This is a genomic window from Halopseudomonas pertucinogena, from assembly GCF_014646575.1.
Lineage (GTDB): Bacteria > Pseudomonadota > Gammaproteobacteria > Pseudomonadales > Pseudomonadaceae > Halopseudomonas > Halopseudomonas pertucinogena.
Genome location: NZ_BMNN01000001.1, coordinates 650696 through 671394, shown reverse-complemented (window position 1 = coordinate 671394; position 20699 = coordinate 650696). Strand labels below are relative to the sequence as shown.

Annotated in this window: 18 protein-coding genes; 12 read left to right on the top strand and 6 right to left on the bottom strand. The window is 64.9% G+C overall.

Annotation, left to right across the window (positions count from 1 at the left end; all coding sequences use genetic code 11):
* Position 1 precedes the first annotated feature (1 nt).
* Both IEW63_RS03145 and IEW63_RS03140 read right to left on the bottom strand, forming a co-directional pair.
* Positions 2–1165 carry a patatin-like phospholipase family protein gene (locus IEW63_RS03145; protein ID WP_229710301.1) on the bottom strand — a complete coding sequence of 388 codons (1164 nt, stop codon included), beginning with the start codon at positions 1163–1165 and terminating at the stop codon, positions 2–4.
* Positions 1162–2133, bottom strand: coding sequence for a lipid A biosynthesis lauroyl acyltransferase (locus tag IEW63_RS03140; protein WP_188635119.1), 972 nt, complete (start codon positions 2131–2133; stop codon positions 1162–1164). The genes IEW63_RS03145 and IEW63_RS03140 overlap by 4 nt, the downstream gene beginning before the upstream one ends.
* Positions 2134–2283: 150 nt before the next feature.
* Here IEW63_RS03140 and minC point away from each other — a divergent pair, with 150 nt between their 5' ends.
* From minC to IEW63_RS03115, 5 genes are all read left to right on the top strand, one after another.
* Entirely contained in the window at positions 2284–3054 is a 771-nt protein-coding gene (minC, locus tag IEW63_RS03135; protein WP_188635118.1) for a septum site-determining protein MinC, read from the top strand.
* Positions 3055–3199: 145 nt separating this feature from the next.
* Positions 3200–4006, top strand: a complete 807-nt coding sequence (minD, locus tag IEW63_RS03130) for a septum site-determining protein MinD (RefSeq protein WP_188635117.1) — start codon at positions 3200–3202, stop codon at positions 4004–4006.
* A 3-nt stretch (positions 4007–4009) separates the two neighbouring features.
* On the top strand, positions 4010–4267 hold the full coding sequence (minE, locus tag IEW63_RS03125; protein ID WP_188635116.1) for a cell division topological specificity factor MinE: 258 nt from the start codon (positions 4010–4012) through the stop codon (positions 4265–4267).
* Positions 4268–4307: 40 nt separating this feature from the next.
* Entirely contained in the window at positions 4308–4943 is a 636-nt protein-coding gene (locus IEW63_RS03120) for an RluA family pseudouridine synthase (protein WP_188635115.1), read from the top strand.
* A 17-nt stretch (positions 4944–4960) separates the two neighbouring features.
* On the top strand, positions 4961–6250 hold the full coding sequence (locus tag IEW63_RS03115) for a M18 family aminopeptidase (RefSeq protein WP_188635114.1): 1290 nt from the start codon (positions 4961–4963) through the stop codon (positions 6248–6250).
* Between the two features lie 39 nt (positions 6251–6289).
* Here IEW63_RS03115 and IEW63_RS03110 read toward each other — a convergent pair whose 3' ends face one another.
* The gene (locus tag IEW63_RS03110; protein WP_188635113.1) at positions 6290–7240 is read right to left on the bottom strand and encodes an NAD(P)H-quinone oxidoreductase; all 951 of its coding nucleotides are present in this window, start codon (positions 7238–7240) and stop codon (positions 6290–6292) included.
* A 103-nt stretch (positions 7241–7343) separates the two neighbouring features.
* Between IEW63_RS03110 and IEW63_RS03105 the strand changes: the two genes are divergently transcribed.
* Entirely contained in the window at positions 7344–9458 is a 2115-nt protein-coding gene (locus IEW63_RS03105) for a carboxy terminal-processing peptidase (RefSeq protein ID WP_188635112.1), read from the top strand.
* Between the two features lie 378 nt (positions 9459–9836).
* On the opposite strand, the gene bamJ is transcribed toward IEW63_RS03105, so the two are convergent.
* Entirely contained in the window at positions 9837–10562 is a 726-nt protein-coding gene (gene bamJ, locus IEW63_RS03100) for a BamJ family beta-barrel-assembly machinery protein (RefSeq protein WP_188635111.1), read from the bottom strand.
* A 177-nt stretch (positions 10563–10739) separates the two neighbouring features.
* On the bottom strand, positions 10740–10904 hold the full coding sequence (locus IEW63_RS03095) for a con-10 family general stress protein (RefSeq protein WP_188635110.1): 165 nt from the start codon (positions 10902–10904) through the stop codon (positions 10740–10742).
* A gap of 167 nt (positions 10905–11071) precedes the next feature.
* Between IEW63_RS03095 and IEW63_RS03090 the strand changes: the two genes are divergently transcribed.
* The gene (locus IEW63_RS03090) at positions 11072–11470 is read left to right on the top strand and encodes a hypothetical protein (RefSeq protein WP_188635109.1); all 399 of its coding nucleotides are present in this window, start codon (positions 11072–11074) and stop codon (positions 11468–11470) included.
* 10 nt (positions 11471–11480) lie between these two features.
* Here the strand turns inward: IEW63_RS03090 and IEW63_RS03085 are convergent, their stop codons facing one another.
* Entirely contained in the window at positions 11481–11969 is a 489-nt protein-coding gene (locus IEW63_RS03085) for a CinA family protein (protein ID WP_188635108.1), read from the bottom strand.
* 305 nt (positions 11970–12274) lie between these two features.
* Here IEW63_RS03085 and glgA point away from each other — a divergent pair, with 305 nt between their 5' ends.
* Genes glgA through IEW63_RS03060 form a run of 5 tightly spaced genes read left to right on the top strand, consistent with a single transcriptional unit; the run spans position 12275 to position 20696 of the window.
* On the top strand, positions 12275–13768 hold the full coding sequence (gene glgA / locus IEW63_RS03080) for a glycogen synthase GlgA (RefSeq protein WP_188635107.1): 1494 nt from the start codon (positions 12275–12277) through the stop codon (positions 13766–13768).
* Positions 13756–15519 carry a malto-oligosyltrehalose trehalohydrolase gene (treZ, locus tag IEW63_RS03075; protein WP_188635106.1) on the top strand — a complete coding sequence of 588 codons (1764 nt, stop codon included), beginning with the start codon at positions 13756–13758 and terminating at the stop codon, positions 15517–15519. Before glgA ends, treZ begins: the two co-directional genes overlap by 13 nt.
* Complete coding sequence (gene malQ, locus IEW63_RS03070) at positions 15516–17573, top strand: 4-alpha-glucanotransferase (RefSeq protein WP_188635105.1); 2058 nt, start codon at positions 15516–15518, stop codon at positions 17571–17573. Before treZ ends, malQ begins: the two co-directional genes overlap by 4 nt.
* Positions 17566–20337: a malto-oligosyltrehalose synthase gene (gene treY, locus IEW63_RS03065; RefSeq protein ID WP_188635104.1), complete on the top strand. Its 2772-nt coding sequence runs from the start codon at positions 17566–17568 to the stop codon at positions 20335–20337. The genes malQ and treY overlap by 8 nt, the downstream gene beginning before the upstream one ends.
* The gene (locus tag IEW63_RS03060; RefSeq protein ID WP_188635103.1) at positions 20334–20696 is read left to right on the top strand and encodes a DUF2934 domain-containing protein; all 363 of its coding nucleotides are present in this window, start codon (positions 20334–20336) and stop codon (positions 20694–20696) included. Before treY ends, IEW63_RS03060 begins: the two co-directional genes overlap by 4 nt.
* The last annotated feature ends 3 nt before the right edge of the window (positions 20697–20699 follow it).

The window sequence follows — 20699 nt, the reverse complement described above, 5'->3', positions numbered from 1 at the left end:
GTCAGAGCGCCAGGAACCGGCGCAGCTCCTGCGCCCTGGCCAGCGCGTCCCGGCGCCCCAGGGCGATCAGCTCGCTGCAGTAGCGCTGCTCGAACAGCATGTAGCTGAGCAGGTCGCTGCCGGAACTGCGGGTGGCACCGCTGCCGCGCAGGAACAGCCGCAGTCCCGCCGGCAGGTCGCTGCGATGGCGCGCGGCGATCACATCCAGCGGCTCGCTGGGTGACATGACCAGTACATCGACGTGGCGGATACCGCTGTCGCTGTTGCGCATCGCCAGCGGCTGGTAGCTGGCCAGATGGTTCATCCGCTCCAGTTGCTCCAGGTCCGTTTCCAGGTTGTCGATGAAGGTGCTGTGCAGCAGATGCCCGCCGAGCTGCGCCAGACTGGGCGGTGCCGGTGCCTTGAGCGTCGGCCCCGGCTGATGTCCGGCGGGCTCCGTGCCCCGATGATTGACACCGATCACCAGTACCCGATTGGCGCCCAGGTGCAGGGCCGGGCTCAGCGGTGACTGCTGACGTACCGCCCCGTCACCGTACCAGCTGCGATTGAGCAGTACCGGAGGGAACAGCAGCGGGATCGCGGCCGATGCCATCAGGTGATCCAGCCCCAGCCGCGTCTGCACCCCGACGCGCCGGTGCCGGCGCCAGGGAGCGATGCGACCGCGGCTCTGGTAGAAGTACACCGAGCGCGAGCTGTTGTAGTCGAAGGCGCAGACCGAGACGGCACGCAGCTGTTCGGCCTGCAGCGCCTCCTCGATACAACCGAAGCGCATCCGCGCTGCCAGCAGCTCGCGCAGCGGCCGGTTGTCCAGCAAGGCGGTAATCCGCTCGCCTCCCCCGCCCAGCAGGTTGGTGCGCGACCAGCGCCAGGCCTGGGCGAGCAGGCCCGGCCAGTCGGTACGCATGACCTGATGGCTGCGAAAGCCGCCCCAGACCTCAAGCATGCTTTCCACCGCCTGGTGCAGGTTGCCTGCATGGGTGGCCAGCGCCAGGGCATTGATGGCCCCGGCCGAAGTGCCGCAGATGATTGGAAACGGGTTGGGAGTGCTGTGCGGCGTCAGCTCGCTGAGGCCCGCCAGCACCCCCACCTGGTAGGCGGCACGGGAGCCGCCGCCGGACAGGATCAGCGCCAGATTATCGTTTATACCGGCGCCGAAGGGGCTCACTCCGCACTCCGGCGCTTGCGGTTTCTGCGGCGCTTGCGCCGCCGCGGCGGATAGGGCCTGGCCTCACCCTCGGGCCGGGTCTTGAAACGCCGGTGGACCCACATGTACTGCTCCGGCTGCTGCAGGATCACCTGCTCCACCCACTGATTGATGCGCAGCGCATCGGCCTCTTCGTCCCCCGCAGGAAAGTTTTCCAATGGCGGGTGCACTGTCAGCTGATAGCCCTTTCCACCCGGCAGCCGGGTCTGGGTGAAGGGCACCACCAGCGCCTTGCCCAGCCGGGCGAAGGTCGCTGTCGCCGTCACCGTAGCGGCAGGAATACCGAACAGCGGCACGAACACACTGGCCTTGCGACCGTAATCCTGGTCCGGTGCGTACCAGATGGCGCGCCCCTTGCGCAGCGACTTGAGCATGCTGCGCACATCGTCGCGCTCCACCGCCACCGCATCGGCATTATGCCGTTCGCGACCGCGACGCTGCACATAGTCGAAGGCGGCATTCCTGTGCGCCCGGTACATGCCGTCAATGGTCGCCTGCTGACCGAGCAGCGCTGCGCCGATCTCCAGCGTGGTGAAATGGGCGGACATCAGCACCACCCCCCTACCCGCTGCCGCGGCCTCGCGCAGATGTTCCACCCCGTCGACTCGCGCCAGCTTCGCCAGACGCCGCCTGGGCCACCACCAGGCCATGGCCATTTCGAACAGGGCGATGCCGTTGGAAGTGAAATTCTCCCGCAGCACCCGTTGCCGTCGATCCTCGCTCCACTCGGGGAAGCACAGCGCAAGATTGATCCGGGCGATTTCCCGGCGCTCGGCCATGAACAGGTACATGAACCAGCCGACCACATGCCCCAGCACCAGCAGCAGACGGTAGGGCAGCTGCACGATCAACCACAGCAGACCAAGCCCGATCCACATGGGCCAGTAACGGGGGTGCAGCAGCGCTGCGGTGAAGGGGGGACGCGTCATCGGTACAACCATCAGAATTATCGAAGCGCACATTCTACCCGCCCCGGGTCCCGCAGGGAAAACCGCGAACCGCCGGCATTCCCGGATTCGGCTTGCGGACTGCCATTTCAGGCTATATAAGTGTGCCCACCAAACGATCCAGGACCCATCATGACTTCCAACTCGAACCTCGACCTGCTCGATAGCGACCCCGTATTCAACCTCAAGGGCGGTATGCTGGCCATGACCGTGGTGGAGCTGGTGCGACAGTCACCGGAACGCTTCGCCATCCAGCTGGCGGAGAAGGTCGAGCAGGCACCGAATTTCTTTGGCGATACCCCGGTTCTCATCAGTCTGGAAAAACTCGACGACACGCTGGACATCTCCGGCCTGATCGCCCTGTTGCGCATCTGCCGCGACCACGGTCTGCTGCCGGTGGCGCTGCGCGGCCCGGACAACTATCGCGCGCTGGCCCAGCAGGCCAGCCTGGTACTGCTGCCACCGGGCCGGTCCCGGGAAAAGTCTCTGGAAGCAGCGGAACCGACCACGCAAACCGTTGCCCAACAACCAGCCGACATGCCCACCGCGGCCGCTCCGGCGGATACCAGTGCGGCCACGCCCAGCCGGGTCATCACCCAGCCGGTGCGTTCCGGCCAGCAGGTCTATGCCCCCGGCGGCGACCTCATCGTACTGGCACCGGTGAGTGCCGGCTCGGAGCTGCTTGCCGACGGTCATATCCATGTCTACGGCCCTCTGCGCGGCAGAGCACTGGCCGGGGTGCGGGGAGACACCCAGGCGCGGATCTTCTGCCAGTCGCTGGAGGCCGAGCTGGTGTCGGTAGCCGGACAGTACAAGGTCGCGGAAGACCTGCGCCGGCAGCAGTGGAAGGAGGCGGTGCAGATATCCCTGGAAGGCGACAGCTTGAAGATAGCAGCCCTTTGACAGATACTGTTTCCCCATTCGGAAACGCCCGTATGCCGTGGTCTGGAGTCGCTTGCAGTCACCCGGACATGTCGCGAAACAGCGCTCAGCATCAGCTTACTGTGCGCGCCCATAACTACATCAAAGATCAGTCAGGAAGGTCATTTTGGCAAAGATCCTAGTCATCACTTCAGGCAAGGGGGGCGTTGGCAAGACCACTACCAGCGCTGCCATCGGTACCGGGCTCGCTCTGCGCGGGTACAAGACGGTCATCATCGATTTCGATGTGGGGCTGCGCAACCTCGACCTGATCATGGGGTGCGAGCGTCGCGTGGTCTATGACTTCGTCAACCTGATCAACGGCGACTCCAATCTCAACCAGACGCTGATCAAGGACAAGCGCTCCGACAACCTGTTCATCCTGCCCGCGTCCCAGACCCGGGACAAGGACGCGCTGACCCTGGAAGGGGTACAGGGCGTACTCGATCAACTGAAGGAAACCTTCGATTACATCGTCTGCGACTCCCCAGCCGGCATCGAGAAGGGTGCCCACCTGGCCATGTACTTTGCCGACGAGGCGATCGTGGTGACCAACCCGGAAGTGTCCTCGGTGCGTGACTCCGACCGCATGCTCGGCGTGCTGTCCAGCAAGTCCCGACGCGCCGAGCAGGGCGAATCCATCAAGGAACACCTGCTGCTGACCCGCTACAGCCCCGAGCGGGTGGAAACCGGCGAAATGCTCTCGGTCAGCGATGTCGAGGATATCCTCTCGATCCCGCTGCTGGGCGTGATCCCCGAATCCCAGGCGGTGCTCAAGGCCTCCAACCAGGGCATCCCGGTCATCATGGATGACAAGAGCGATGCCGGTCAGGCCTACAGCGACGCGGTCGATCGCCTGCTGGGCAAGGAAGTCCCCCACCGCTTCCTCGAAGCCCAGAAGAAAGGGCTGCTCAAGCGCCTGTTCGGAGGATAACCCATGAGCCTGTTCGACTACTTCACCCGTCGAAAGAAGCAGGAATCCCCTGCTTCGGTGGCGAAGGAGCGCCTGCAGATCATCGTCGCCCACGAACGTGGCCAGCGCAGCCAGCCCGACTACCTGCCGCAGCTGCAGCAGGAAATCATCGACGTGATCAGCAAGTACGTACCCATTGACCGCGAGCAGGTGCATGTGGCGCTGGACAACCAGGACGATTGCTCGATCCTGGAACTGAACATCACCCTGCCCGACCGCTGATCTGCAACAGGTGCCGCCCCGGCGGCGCCCCGGTAACCCCATGCCCCTTACCCATATCGGTATCCTCCATGAGGATCCGGCCTTTCTGATCGTCAACAAGCCTACCCTGCTGCTGTCGGTGCCCGGCCGCGCGGAAGACAACAAGGACTGCCTGATCACCCGGCTGCAGGAAAACGGCTACCCGGAAGCGCGCATCGTCCACCGGCTGGACTGGGAGACCTCCGGCATCCTGGTGATTGCCCGCGACCCGGACAGCCACCGGGAGCTGTCACGGCAGTTTCATGACCGCGAGACCGGCAAGCGCTACATTGCGCTGTGCTGGGGACAGCCGGCCGCGGACGCCGGACACATCGATCTGCCCTTGCGGTATGATCCCCCCAACAAGCCGAGGCATATCGTCGATCATGAGCAGGGTAAGCCGGCCCAGACCTTCTGGCAGGTACTCGAGCGCCACGCCGAGCATTGCCGGGTCGAACTGACCCCGATCACCGGCCGCTCGCACCAGCTGCGGGTGCACATGCTGAGCATCGGCCACCCGCTGCTCGGCGACCGGCTGTATGCCGAGGGCGCCGCGTTGGAAGCCTGCCCGCGCCTGGCCCTGCATGCTGCCCGCCTGGAAATCAACCATCCGCAGACCGGCGAGCGCCTGACCTTCGATTGCCCGGCCCCGTTCTGAAGCAGAGGAGTCACCCCTTGTACAGCGATCCCAGCCTGAGCCTGATCGATTTCATCCAGTCCTCCCCCACCCCGTTCCACGCGGCGCAGACCCTGGCCGAGCGCCTGCAGGCCGCCGGTTACCAGCCACTGGACGAGCGCGACGAGTGGAATATCGAGGAAGGCGGGCGCTATTACGTGCTGCGCAATCAGTCTTCACTGATCGCCTTCAGCCTGGGCCAGCCCGGTGCGCTGGAAAATGGCCTCCGCATGATCGGTGCGCATACCGACAGCCCCTGCCTGCGGGTCAAGCCACAGCCGGAACTCAGCCGCCACGGCCTGTGGCAACTGGGCGTAGAGGTGTATGGCGGAGCCTTGCTGGCACCCTGGTTCGACCGCGACCTGTCACTCGCCGGACGAGTGACCTGCCGCGATGCCGAAGGCCGGCTGCTCAACCTGCTGATCGATTTCGAACGTCCGATCGCCATCATTCCGAGCCTGGCAATCCACCTCAACCGTGACGTCAACAACGGTTTCGCGGTCAACCCGCAGACGGACCTGCCGCCGGTACTGGCCCACGCTATCGAGCCCAACCGCGACCTGCGCGCGCTGCTCGCCAGCGAGCTGCACAGCCGCCACCCGGAACACGGTCCGCTGACCGTGCTGGATTACGAACTGAGCTTCTACGACACTCAGGCGCCGGCGGTGATCGGGCTGGACAACGAGTTCATCGCCGCAGCGCGCCTGGACAACCAGCTGTCCTGCCATGCCGGCCTCGAAGCCCTGCTGGCCAGTGATGACAATCAGGCCAGCCTGCTGGTGTGCACGGATCATGAAGAAGTCGGCTCGGCGTCATCCTGCGGTGCCGACGGCCCCTTCCTGGAAGATGTGCTCCGTCGGCTGTTGCCGGACGACAGTCAGCGCATCCGCACCATCCAGCGCTCGGTGCTGGTCTCGGCGGACAATGCCCATGCCATTCATCCGAATTACGCGGACCGCCATGATGGCAACCATGGCCCGCAGCTGAACGCTGGCCCGGTGATCAAGATCAACAGCAACCAGCGCTACGCCACCAGCAGCGAAACCGCGGCGCTGTTCCGTCATCTGTGCGAGCAGACCGGCGTACCGGTGCAGAGTTTTGTCGTGCGAACCGACATGGGTTGCGGCAGCACCATCGGCCCGATCACCTCCAGCCGGCTGGGCGTGCGTACCGTGGACATCGGCGCGCCGACCTTTGCCATGCATTCGATCCGTGAACTGGCCGGGGTGAAGGATGTGGCCTACCTGCAGCAGGTGCTGACTGCATTTCTGAATGCCGAACAGATATGACCGGCCCTGTGCCGGGCCTCGACCCGGCACAGACCCCGATCACTCGTTGAGCAGCACTATCTTGCCGACAATCTGATCCTTCGCCAGCTCGGCAAAGGCATCGTCCACCTCATCAAAACGGTAGGTCTTCGCTACCAGCGGCTTCAGCTCGCCGGATTCGAACAGCGGCCAGAGCCGCTCCTCCATCCGCGCCAGCAGCCCCGCCTTGAAGTCGTCACTGCGAGTGCGCAGGGTCGAGCCGGTGATCTGCAGCCGTTTCACCAGCAGTCTGGCCAGATCCAGCTCGGCCTTGCGACCGCCCATCAGACCGATGATCACCCAGCGGCCATCCTGCGCCAGCAGGTCGAGGTGCTCGGGCGCATAGCTGGCGCCCACCGGGTCCAGCGCCACGTCGAACGGGCCATGTTCGCGCAGACCGCCGATGCCGTTCTGCCGCAGGACCCCGCCCTGGGCGCCCAGCGCGATGCAGGCATCCAGCTTCTCCTGACTCCCCAGACTCACCCAGCAGGGGTTGCCGAAGGCCTTGCACAGCTGGATCGCCGCGGTTCCGACGCCGCTGGCACCGGCATGGATCACTACCTTCTCGCCGGGCTGAGCAGCACCCAGCTCGAACACATTGAGCCAGGCGGTGCTGAACACCTCGGGGATGGCCGCGGCATCCTCCCAGCTCATGTGCTCCGGCACCGGCAGCAGATGCCGGCTGTCGACCACCACCTCGTCAGCCATTCCGCCGCCGGCCAGCAATGCGCATACCCGGTCGCCCAGCTGCCAGCGGCTCTGGCCCGCCGTCTCGATGACTTCGCCAGCGCATTCCAGTCCGAGAATGTCAGTGGTGCCGGGCGGTGGCGGGTAGTGACCGGCCTTCTGCAACAGGTCTGCGCGATTGATTCCGGCGGCCTTTATCCGCACCCGAACCTGTCCCGGCTGCAGGCTCGCAGCCTGCTCCTGCCGCCAGCTCAGAACCCCGCCTTCAGCTTGCAATCCTCTCACGGTGCCCCCAATATTAAACAGTCAATCAGGCTTGAAACGGGAACCTCGTCGTCCCCTGCGAGCACTAAAGCATACCCTCACCTCTCGGGACACGATACTCCAGATGACTCTTTCAAATACCCTGCGCAAATCCTGCCTCATCGCTCTGCTGTGCCTCGGCGTCGGCACGGCGGTGGCCGAAGGCACCGATGGCGTCACGCCCGTGCTGGATCTGGAGAGCCTGCAGCCGACCCGGGAACAGATGATCGCCAGCCTCAATACCGTCGAGCTGCTGCGCCGCCATCATTACAACCGTATCCGCCTGGACGATGCGCTCTCCAGCGAGGTATTCGACACCTACATGCGCCACCTCGATCCCCAGCGCAGCCTGTTTACCGCGGCTGATATCCGGGATTTCGAGGCCTACCGTCACAAGTTCGATGACCTGCTGCTGGCGGGCGACCTCAGTGTCGGCTTCGCCATGCACACCCGCCAGCTGCAGCGAGCCGACCAGCGCATCGTCTATGCTCGGCGGCTGCTGAAAGAAGGCGTCGACAAGCTCGACTTCACCGGTGACCAGAGCATCCTCATCGACCGCGAAGAAGCCGAGTGGCCGGCGGACGAGCAGGCACTGCAAGCCCTCTGGCGCCAGCAGATAAAGGACGAGGTCCTGCGGCTCAAGCTGGCCGGCCGGGATACCGACGCCATCCAGGATCTGCTGGAGAAACGCTACGCCAATCAGCACAAGCGGCTGTCCCAGACCCGCAGCGAGGATATCTTCCAGAACTACATCAACGCCCTGGCCCAGGTCTACGACCCGCATACCCAGTACATGTCTCCGGAAAATGCGGAGAATTTCGACATCAACATGAGCCTGTCACTGGAAGGCATCGGCGCGGTACTGCAGAGCGACAACGATTACACCAAGATCGTCCGCCTGGTGCCGGCGGGGCCTGCAGAGAAGAGCAAGCAGCTGGCCCCGGCCGACCGCATCATTGGCGTAGCCCAGGGCAAGGGCGAGATGGTCGACGTGGTGGGCTGGCGTCTGGACGAAGTGGTCAAGCTGATTCGCGGACCCAAGGGCTCCTCGGTGCGCCTGGAAGTCATACCGGCGAGCAACCCGCCCAGCGACATGACCACCCGCGAGGTCGCGCTGGTACGCGAAGCGGTGAAGCTCGAAGACCAGGCGGCCAAGTCATCGGTGCTGGAGTTCAATGAGCAGGGCAAGGAATACCGTATCGGTGTGATCGAGGTGCCCGGCTTCTATATCGACTTCAAGGCCTACCGCCGTGGCGATCCGGACTACCGCAGCACCACCAGGGATGTGCGCCGCCTGCTCAGCGAGCTGCAGGAAGAGAACATAGACGGCATCGTGCTGGACCTGCGCAATAACGGCGGCGGGTCACTGCAGGAGGCCACCGAGCTGACCGGCCTGTTCATCGGCAAGGGCCCCAGTGTGCTGGTTCGTGACGCCCGCGGTGATGTCCAGGTGCTGGATGACCCGAACGCCGGGGTCGCCTACAGCGGCCCGCTGGCAGTCATCGTCAACAAGCTCTCCGCCTCGGCGTCGGAGATCTTCGCCGGCGCGGTGCAGGATTACGGTCGCGGGCTGGTCATCGGCGAGGCCACCTTCGGCAAGGGTACCGTGCAATCGATCCAGCCGCTCAACCATGGCGAGCTGAAGTTCACCCTGGCCAAATTCTACCGGGTCTCCGGCAAGAGCACGCAGAATCGCGGCGTGGTGCCGGACATCACCTACCCCTCCCTTCTGGAGACGGTCGATATCGGCGAGAGCAGCCTGCCCCGCGCGCTGCCCTGGGATACCATTCCGGCGGTGCCCTACCGGGCCGACACCATGCTGAGCCCGCTGATCCCGCAGCTGATCGACCGGCACCAGGCGCGGGCCGCCCGGGACCCCGAGTTCGTTTACACCCTGGCACGCATCGACCTGAACAAGGCCATGCAGGAGCGCGAATATCTGCCGCTGAACGAGGAGAAGCGCCGCGCCGAGCAGAAGGAGTTCGAAGACCGTCTGCTGGCCCTGGAAAACGCCAGACGCAAGGCCCTGGGCGAGGAGCTGCTGACCGAACTGGACAAGGATGACCCACTCGAGGATGCCAGCCTGCTGCCCGGCGGCGAGGCAGACGAAGACAAGGGGGAGGACCCCTTCCTGGCTGAGACCGGCCATATCCTGATCGATCTGCTGGAGCTGCAGCGTCAGGTGGCCAGCGCCAGCTGAGTTGCTTCACGTTCCGACCGCCGGCCCGTCCTCATCTCTCATCTACCCGCCCGGCTTGCCGGGCGGGTTACTGATCCAACCTCCGCCCTGCCCTCCGCTTCATACCCGTTACGCGGTTACCCACAGTTACTGTGGATAACTCTGTGAACAACCACTGAGAAACTCGACCAAAGCCGCATCCGCACGGGCGCCTGCCGAGCTGAACATTTTTTGTTCAGAGGAAAAAAATCGAGTAAAAACAGGAATTTAACGAAGGCGGGAGATAAATCTTCCGAATAACAACAAAGCGTTTGCTGTTATCCGGAGATTGTGCATAACGGTAACACCGCGAACGGGAGATGCGTCTGCATCGCGCCTTCGCCGGTGTTACCTTTCAACTCATTCCTGATCCTGCTCCTGACCCTCATCCTGACCCTGGATGCCGAGCAGCTCCATATCGAAGACCAGCACCGAATTCGGCGGGATCAGCGGGCTGGGGCTGGCGGGGCCGTAGGCCAGTTCGCTGGGAATGGTCACTTTCCACTTGTCACCGACACGCATCAGCTGCAGCGCCTCAACCCACCCCGGGATGACCTGAGCCACCGGCAGATCGATGGGTTCGCCACGGCTGAGCGAGCTGTCGAACACGGTACCGTCGATCAGCCGGCCTTCGTAGTGAACGGTAACGACATCGGAAGCACCCGGCTGGGCACCCTCGGCGTCGCCGGATTCGAGAACCTCGTACTGCAGACCGGACTCGGTGGTGATCACGCCATCACGGGCACCGTTCTCCGCCAGGAAGTCGGCACCGGCCTGCTGTGCCTCTTCGTCAGCCTCGTTTGCACGGGCTTCAAGGCTGGCCTGCAGGTCGCCGAAGGCGGCGATGATGTCTTTTTCATCGACGCGCGCATCGGTGCCGCCCAGAGCGTCCTTCATGCCCAGCGTCAGCGCGTCGATGTCGAGTTCGTTGAGTCCATCCTGCGCCAGGCTCTGGCCCAGGTTCAGACCGATCCCGTAGGAGGCCTGTTGGATGGAGGTCGTGAGTTCGGGTTCCTTTTCCTTGTTGCAGCCCATCAGGGTCACGATACCAATTGCCACTGTGGCTGCCAGCAGATTCCGCTTCATGCTTACCTCTTGAGACGAGCCCGGAAAGGGCGAAATGAAGCAGAAGCATAACAGCGGTTATCAGGTCCGGCTACTGCTCCGCAGAGCCGGAAAATGATCCAGTCGGCATTTCGGCAACCACCACGCATGCCACAGCGTCTGCGAAACAGGGGCCGTGTGGCCCCTGCTTGTCATCCTTCAACTCCGTCTGCTCTGCTGCCCGCCCTTGCGTCCGGCTTCTGCGGCGCGCTGCGGGTTGTTCTTGAAGTTGCCGCCGCTGGCCTGACCTCCCTTTCTGCCTGCTTCCGATGCACGTTGCGGATTTTCGGCGAAATTGCCTTTACCACCTCTACGTTGGGTCATGTGCTTGGCCTCCAATCAGTTTTTAACATGCAGGTGCAGGGCACCCGATTATTTGGAGACCCACCTGCCACAGAGGTTCGCGTTATTTTTGGCCAGCGCGACGGGATGTCGGAACCCGCCCGCCCCCGAGCACTCCAAACGCACAACCACACGATCGGGGATTGACCATGAACCACGATATTTCTCCTGACGAGCTGAAACGCCGTTACAGCGAGGTTCTGCTCGCCCGCGCCGCCCCGGTATTCGAGCAGGCCGCGCTGTCAGCCCGGGAGGCCGGCCTGCAGGCGACCGTGCATACCGGGGGCAATCCGCCGGAGCTCTGTCTGCAGGTGAGTGCCAATGACAATGCCCATGCCAGTCATTACCTGATCCAGCTGGATCAGGCGAGCCTGCAGGTTCAACACCAGTTGCTGCTGACGGTGGACGGAAGTTGCCGCCGGGTATCGGGCGGGCTGGAGTCGATCAACAACATGGTGCTGGACACGCACCTGAGTACGTTGTTCCGCGAGGGGTTCAGCGTCATCCTGCCACCCGTGGAGGAACGCCACCCCAAAGGATTCTGGTAGCCGGCGGCGCTCAGTCCGGGCTGCCCCGCAGGATGCCCACATAGCGTTCCAGCGACAGCAACGCATGCCTGGCCGCCTGCTCCCTTACCTCGTTGCGCTCGCCCGGAAATTTGAGCGTCTCGCTGAACACCTCCGGCCTGCCCTTGACCTGCATCGCGCAGGCAAAACAGATGGTGCCGTCTAGCTCGCCCTCCGCTTCGGCCAGGCCGGTGTCGGCCAGGGTCACGTCCGCACCGCAGCGCTCCAGCGCCCCGAGCGCCATTTCCCGCGCCACCTCTTCGCTGGTCAGGCCGAACTCGTCAATGGTCTGCTGGTTGACGCCGAGCATGCGGCGCTTGGCTTCAACAGCGTACACAACGTAGCCGCACTCCATCACCGAACCGCTGCCGGGTACCTCGGCCAGGCGTGCTGCAATCAGCCCTGCGGTGCAGGATTCGGCGGTCGCCAGCACCAGTTTCTGGTTCTCCAGAAAGTCCACCACCGCCTTCAGTTTGTGCATCAGCCAGCCTCCTTCGTTGCGTTCAGTCATGCGGATTTAGAGCGCCGGAGGCCGCAACAAAGTTCCCCTTGCCGCTGCGCTGAGCGGACAAAAAAGTCGAAACTTCTCCGAGACCCACCGGTCACTGAATTGAGTGATGGAAAACAGAGCGTCGGTATGCGCAATGGCTGCAAACCGCCATCTCTCATTACAGACAACAGATATCGGGTTTGGAGGATGGTATGGGAAATGCTGCGGCGGTCCTGCCGGGAGAGTCGTTCAAACGCATCAAAACACAATCGCAACCGCAGCTGCATGTTCAGGCGATGCCTTCGCCGCCAGGAAACACTGCACACGATATTCTTTTCGTCACCCCCGAGATCACCGATCTGGTGAAGGTCGGCGGCCTGGGTGACGTGTCCGCCGCCCTGCCCCGCGCTCTGGGCAAGCACCACCGGGTTCGGGTACTGATTCCCGGCTATCGCCAGGTCATCCGCAGCGGCCTGCCGATTCGGGTGGTCGGCAAGCTGCCGGGGCTGGGCGCCATACCGCCGTGCCTGATCGGCGAGATGACCCTGCCGGATCAACTCACCGTCTACGTTGTGCTCTGCCAGCAGCTGTATGACCGCGAGGGCAACCCCTACGGCGACGCCCAGGGCCAGGACTGGCCCGACAATCACATCCGCTTTGCCCGCCTGTCCCTGGCTGCGGCCCGTATCGCCGCCGGCCAGGGTGTTCGCAACTGGCAGCCGGATCTGGTTCATGCCAACGACTGGACCACCGGTCTGACCCCGGCCTACATGGAATGGAGCGGCGAGCGTACTCCCTGCGTATTCACCATCCACAACCTGGCCTATCAGGGCCTGTGCTCCGCCGACTGCCGGGTCGAACTCGGTCTGCCGGAGGAAGCCCTGACCCAGGACGGAATGGAATACTACGGTGACCTGTCCTTCCTCAAGGCAGGCATCAATTACGCCACCCAGGTCACCACCGTAAGCCAGACCTACGCCCACGAGATAACCTCCCCCGCATTCGGCTGCGGACTGGAAGGTCTGCTGCGCCAGAAGGCACGGGAGCGGCGCCTCAGCGGCCACGTCAATGGTATCGATGACAGCTGGCAACCCCGCACCGACCCCCGCCTTGTTGAGGGTTTTGCGCCCAACCAGTGGGAAGGCAAGCGGGCCAATACCCGTTATGTGGAGCGCCGCTTCGGCTTTGCCGAAGAGGATGCCCCTCTGTTCGCCGTTGTTTCCCGCCTGGTCCATCAGAAAGGCATTGACCTGACTATCGCGGTGGCTGACGAAATCGTCGCCGCCGGTGGCCGGATAGCCATCATCGGCCAGGGCGAGCGCGCGCTGGAACGGCAGGTGGAAGAGCTGGCCCGCCGCCATCCCGGGCGTATCGGGGTCAATCTGCAGTTCTGCGAGACCGAAGCCCGGCGCATCATCGCCGGCAGCGACTTCCTGCTGATGCCCTCACGTTACGAGCCCTGCGGGTTGAGTCAGATCTACGCGCAGTGCTATGCGTCACTGCCCATCGCCCGCCGCACCGGCGGGCTGGCTGACACCATCGAGGACGGGGTCTCCGGGTTCCTGTTCCGCGAACCCACCGCCGACAGCTATCTGCAGGCCATTCGCCGGGCGCTCAACGTACATCGCCGCCCATTGCTGCTCAACGCCATGCGCTGCAAGGCGATGGCCGCACCGCTCTACTGGCAGCAATCGGTCAAACCCTACGACCGGCTGTACCGCCGCCTCATCGACAGTCATACCGATGCCATTGCCGCCCATGGTCGGAGAGCGCTGGCATGCGCGAACTGACCCACATGCACGGTGCCACCGTCCAGCCGGACGGCGGCACGGTCTTCTCGCTGTGGGCGCCCGACGCCAGCAGCGTGGCGGTCCGCCTGGGGGACGGCAGCGTTCACAGCCTTCATCATCAGGATGAGGGCTGGTACAGCGCGCGGGTGCTGTGCGGGGCGGGAACCCATTATCAGTTTCTGATCGACGACCGGATTTCGGTACCCGACCCGGCGTCCCGCTATCAGCCGCAGGGGGTCAATGGCCCCAGCTGCGTGGACAATCCGGGCGCCTTCATCTGGCGCAACAACGACTGGCGCGGCCGGCCCTGGCACGAGACCGTCATCTATGAGCTGCACCCCGCCGCGATGGGGGGCTACGACGGCATCCGCCAGCGCCTGCCCGAGCTCCAGGAACTGGGTGTGACCGCCATAGAGCTGATGCCGCTGAGTCAGTACCCGGGCAAGCGCAACTGGGGCTACGACGGTGTCTTCCCCTTCGCGCCGCAATGCACCCTCGGTACGCCCGACCAGCTTCGTCAGCTGGTGGACGCGGCCCATGGCATGGGCATCATGGTTTTCATCGATGTGGTGTACAACCACTTCGGCCCTGAAGGGAATCATCTTGCGCAGTACGCCAGCTCCTTCTTCCAGGCCGACAGCGACACGCCCTGGGGCGCCGCCATCGACTTCAGCCGGCCACAGGTTGCCGACTTCTTCTGCGAGAACGCGCTGATGTGGCTGACCGACTACCGGATGGATGGGCTGCGCCTGGACGCCGTCCACGCGATCGACAATCAGGAGTTCCTGCTCAACCTCGCGGAGCGCATCCGCGACAGCGTGCCGGATGACCGCCAGGTGCATCTCATGCTGGAAAACGAATGCAACCAGGCCAGTCTGCTGGAGGCCGGCTATGACGCCCAGTGGAACGACGACGGTCATCATGCCCTGCATGTCCTGCTGACCGGGGAAGACGAAAGCTACTATCGGGATTTTGCCAGGGAGACCACCATCAAGCTGGCCCGCTGCCTGGAGGAGGGCTTCATCTATCAGGGTGAGGTCGACCGCCGCGGGCAGAGCCGCGGCGAGCCCAGCGGCCACCTGCCCCCCACCGCGTTCATCCTGTTCCTGCAGAACCACGATCAGATAGGCAACCGCGCCCTCGGCGAGAGGCTGGTGAACCTGGCCGATCATCGCGGGATAAAGGCCGCACTCGGGCTTGTCCTGCTCTGCCCGATGATTCCCCTGCTGTTCATGGGGGAGGAATGGGGCTGCGAACAACCGTTCCTGTATTTCACCGACCACCCGGAGGACCTGGCCAAAGCCGTGCGTGAGGGGCGCCGCAACGAATTTGCCGACTTCCGTGCGTTTGCCGACGAACTGCTGCGGCAGCGCATTCCTGACCCGAACAGCGCCTCCACCTACCTGACCTCGGTTCCCGACCGAGCGTCGGGCAACCCGACGCTGCAGGCCGACTGGTTCGCCTATTACCGCACTTTGCTGCAGCTGCGCCACGCCCATATCGTCCCGCGCCTGCCAGGCACCGAGTCCGATGGCACCGTTATCCTGGCTGAAAAGGCCGTGTCTGCCCGCTGGAAGCTCGGCGACGGCAGCCGCCTGCGTATCGAGCTGAACCTGTCGGAACACCCGGTGAAGGTCAGCCCACCGGAGGCCGGCACCCGGATAATCCATGACTATCGCGCCAGTCTCTCCCAGGATGCCGGGCTGCTGCCGGGCTTCAGCATGCGGGCCATCCTGGACCCGGCGACATGATCAGCCAGCCGCTGCGGGAGCTCGCCGAGGAGGCGGGCATTCTCTGCCAGTGGAACGACGCCCACGGCAAACTGCTGAACCTCGATGAAGACGCCTTGCGCAGCGTGCTGGGCGCGCTTGGCCTGCCGGCTGACAGTCCCGAGCAGGCTGACAAGAGTCTCAGGCAGCTGCGCCGGCGCAAGGCGGCAGCCGAATCAGGCCCGCTGCTGATCACCGATGCCGATCAGCCCATCGATCTGCGGGGGCGGCTGGCCGCCGGCAGCTACTGCACGATTCAGCGTGAAGACGGCAGCCGGCACGAGGCGCGGGTCGACAGCCACGGGCGGCTCGCCGCGCAGCCCTGCGGTTATCATCAACTGAGCTGCGGCGAGCAACAGTGGACCCTGGCCTGCGCACCATCGCGCTGTCCCACGGTGGCCGAACTCACCGGCAAGGGGCATATCTGGGGGATTGCCGCCCAGGTCTATTCGCTGCGCCGGCAGAACGATGGGGGGCTGGGCGATCTGGGCGCACTGCAACAACTTATTGGCAGCGCCGCCGCGCTGGGCGCCGATGCACTGGCAATCAGCCCCCTGCATGCGATGTTCAGCAGCCTGCCGGACCAGTACAGCCCCTACTCCCCTTCCAGCCGCAACCACTACAACATTCTCCATGCCGATCCTGCTTCCCTGCTGGGCGAAGCCGAGATGGCCCAGGCTCTGCGCCAGTGCGGTCTGGAGGAACAGGCCACCCAGCTCGAGCAGCTGGATCTGATCGACTGGCCGGCCGCCTCCGCGCTGCGTCTTGCCCTGCTGCGCCACTTCCATGGCCGGCTGGCAGAACTGCCGGCGGATCTGCAACAGGATTTCCAGCAGTTCCGGGCCCAGGGTGGCGAAGCCCTGCAGCTGCATTGTTGTCATGAGGCGCTGCAGCGTCACATGCTCGATCAGGGCATGGGGGCTGACTGGCGGAAATGGCCCGCCCCGTGGCAGCAGCCGGACACGGCAGAGGTTCGCCAGTTCGCGGCGCAGCATGCCGGAGAACTGGACTTTCACGCCTTCGGCCAGTGGCTCGCCGCCCGCGGCCTCGCCCGGGCCCAGGAACTTGCCCGTGAGAGCGGCATGGGCATCGGGCTCATTGCGGATATGGCGATAGGTGCCGATCCGGCCGGCAGTTTCGGCTGGGCCTGCCAGGAACAGCTCCTGGGGCGGGTGAGCATAGGCGCACCGCCGGATCTGCTCAGCAGGACCGGCCAGAACTGGGGAGTGGCGGCGTTCTCGCCGCTCGGCCTGCAGGAGCATGGCTACAGCGCCTTCATCGACATGCTGCGGGCCAACCTGCGTCACAGCGGCGGGCTGCGGATAGACCACATCATGGGCCTGCAGCGGTTGTGGATCATCCCCGAGGGCGAAAGCGCCGGCCGCGGTGCCTACCTGAGCTATCCGATGGACGACCTGCTGCGGCTGCTCACCCTGGAAGCCTGGCGGCATCGCGCACTGATCATCGGTGAGGACCTGGGCACGGTACCTGCGGGACTGCAGGAGATACTGGGCCAACGCAGCATACTCGGCATGCGGGTGCTGCAGTTCGAGCAGCAGGACAGTGTCCTGCCGCCGCCCCGCCAGTGGTCGGCCGAGGCGCTGGCCACCACCAGCACCCACGACCTGCCGACCACCGCGGGCTGGCTTGAGGGTCATGACATCCACTGGCGCCAGCAGACCGACCAGATCGATGCCGAAGACGCAGCTGCCGCCCGGCAACAGCGCACCGAGGAAATTCGCATCCTCGACAGCGCCCTGCAACAGGAGCAGCTGCCCGCCGCCGACGATGACGAACGCCTGACCAGCTGCCTGCGTTACCTGGGCCGCACTCCCGCGCCGCTGGTGCTGGTGCCCCTGGAGGACGTGATGGCCAGCATCGAACAACCCAACATGCCCGGCTCGGACGACCGCCATCCAAACTGGCGCCGCCGCTGGCCGGACGCCGCGGCCCGCATGCTCGAACAACCTGCCCCCCGGGAAAGGCTCAAGGCCCTGGACGGGGAAAGACGTGACAGGAACTCCCAAGATGACTGAACTGCGCGCCACACTGCGCCTGCAATTCCATGCCGACTTCACCCTGGACGATGCCGCGGCCAGGGTGGACTACTTCGCTGATCTGGGCATCAGCCATATCTATGCCTCGCCGCTGCTCAAGGCCCGCCCCGGCTCGCAGCACGGCTACGACGTGATCGACCCCACCTGCGTCAACCCCGAACTGGGCGGCGAGGCCGCCCTGCAGCGGCTGGCCGAGGCGCTGCACCGGCGCAACATGGGACTGATCATGGACCTGGTCCCCAATCACATGGCGGTCGACCATGACAACCCCTGGTGGCGAGACGTGCTGCTGTGGGGCAGCCGCAGCGCCTACGCCAATTTCTTCGACATCAACTGGCACAGTCATGACCGCTTTCTGCGGGGCAAGGTACTGCTGCCGATCCTCGCCGAGGACTACTTCAGCTGCCTCAAGGCGGGCAGCGTCCGTCTGACCTTCGTGCCGCTGACCGGCCACTTCTACATCTGCCACGGCCATCACCAGCTGCCGGTCGCCCTGCCCAGTTATGCAGATATCCTGCAGGGCAGCGCCGACGCCAGCCTGGTCAGGATTGCCGATCGCTGCGCCGCGCTGGAAGACCAGTTTGATGCCGGTCGCATCAGCCACGACATCCATCAGGAGCTGGCGGCGCTGGCCCGCGACGGCAGCGAGCCCGCCATCGCCGAGGCCGTGAGCCGTTTTTCCAATGAATCGCCCAAGCATGCACTGGCACTGCACGAACTCCTCGAGCGCCAGCACTACCGGCTGGCCAGCTGGCGCACTGCCAATGACGACATCAACTGGCGGCGCTTCTTCGACGTCAACGAGCTGGTTGCCCTGCGTGCAGAGCTGCCCGCGGTCTTCGAAGCCACCCACCGCAAGGTATTCGAGCTGATCGCGGCCGGCTGGGTGGACGGGCTGCGCATCGACCATATCGACGGACTGGCCAACCCCCATCGCTACTGTCGACGGCTGCGCCGGCGGATCGAACGCCTGCGCCCGCACGATCACCAGAGCTTCACCATCCACGTCGAGAAGATCCTTGCCGAGGAAGAGCAGCTGCCCGACGGCTGGCTGGTGGACGGCACCACCGGTTACGAGTTCATGAACCGGGTAGCGCTGCTGCAGCACGACCCCCGGGGGCGTGACGAGCTCGCCGAGCTATGGACATCCACCACCGGGCGCAGCGCCGACTTCCGGGAAGAGGCACGTGCCGCCCGCCGGCAGGCGCTGGCCGGCTCGCTGGCAGCGGACTTCGAGACCCTGACCCAGGGTCTGGCGCGACTGGCCCGCTGCACGCTGGCCACACGGGATATCACCGCGGGATCCATCCGCCGGTGCCTGCGCGCCCTGATCACCCACTACCCGGTATACCGCACCTACAGCTGGGTCTGCGGCCACTCCGAGCAGGACCGCCGGCTGTTCGAACAGGCGATGGCCGGCGCCCGCGAGGAGCTGAGCAGCAATGACTGGCCGGTGCTGGACCAGCTGCAGCACTGGCTGGGTGGCGACCCGCTGCAGGTGAGCCCGCCGGGCAGAAAGCGCGCCTACCAGCGGCGCCTGCTGGCGCGCTTCCACCAGCTGACCGCCCCCGTGGCGGCCAAGGCCGTGGAGGATACCGCCTTCTATCGCTCCGCCATTCTGCTGTCGCGCAACGAGGTCGGCTCCGAGCCCCAGCGGTTCAGCGCCGATCCGGACTGGTTTCACGAGCAGTGCCGGATCCAGGCTGAGCGTTTTCCCCGTGGGCTGCTGGCTACTGCCAGCCATGACCACAAGCGCGGCGAGGACGCCCGCGCCCGGCTTGCGGTGGTCAGCGAGCACGCGCCCTGGTTTGCCATCCAGGCGCGGTTCTGGAGCAAACTGGCCGAGCCGCTGCGCTCGGTGGTCGCAGGCCAGCCTGCCCCCAGCCCGGCGGACGAACTCATGCTCTACCAGACGCTGTTCGCCCATTGGCCCCTGGGGCTGGACCCGGACAGCCAGCAGGGCTGCAGTGATTACGCGGAGCGGGTGCGTCAATGGCAGTACAAGGCACTGCGCGAAGCCAAGTTGCACAGCAGCTGGGCGGCGCCTGATCATGCCTACGAACAGGCCTGCATCGATTTCCTCGACCGTCTGCTGACCCACCGCGACGGCACGGAGCTGCGCCGGGCCCTGGCCCACGCAGTGGCCCTGGCCGCGTGCAACGGCGCGCTGAACAGTCTCGCCCAGAGCCTGCTGCGCATGACCTGCCCCGGCGTCCCCGATCTCTATCAGGGCTGCGAGTACTGGGATTTCAGCATGGTCGATCCGGACAACCGGCGGGCCGTGGATTTTGACCAGCGCCAGCAGAGCCTGGCCCACCTCAGCGAGCCGGCCGAGTTGCTCCGCCGCTGGCAGGACGGGCACATCAAGCAGTGGTTGATCGCACGCACGCTGCGCGCCCGGGCCAGCCTGCCCGAGGTGTTCAGCCATGGCAGTTATCAGCCTCTGCGCCTCCAGGGCCGGTATGCCGACCGCCTGCTGGCGTTCTGCCGACGCCACGCAGACCAGTCGGCGATCGTCCTGGTGCCCCGTCTGGCCGCGCCACTTCTGCGCGACAGCGAGCAGCCCTTCATACCACCCCAGAACTGGGACGACACCCTGATCGACCTGCCGGAAATCCCGCTGTTCAGCGCCCTCACCGGCGCCGCCGTGAACAGCGGGCCAGCGGTGCCGGTCAGCGAACTGCTGCACGACGTCCCGGTAAACCTCCTTGTCACTGCCAAACCACAGGAAACCACGCCATGAACAATGAACAGCGCATACGTGAGCTTGCCTACCAGATCTGGGAAAGCGAAGGCCGCCCGGAGGGTGAAGACGCCCGCCACTGGCAGATGGCGATCAAGCTGCTCGACAGCGAGCAGAAGGGCGACCTGCAACCCGCACCGGAGAAGAAGCCGGCGGCACGCAAGCCCCGAGCCAAGGCGGCGCCCCCCGATGACGAAACCCAGATGGAAAAGCCCGCCCTGCTGGGCAAACCCGCAGGTGCTGGCAAGGCCCGCGTCTCCCGGTCAACAGCCAGCAAGCCTGCCAAGGCTCGTCAGCCCGTTACCCGCACGACCAAGGTGAGCGAGCCGGGCAATCCCACGGATTCTTCAACAGAGTAAACA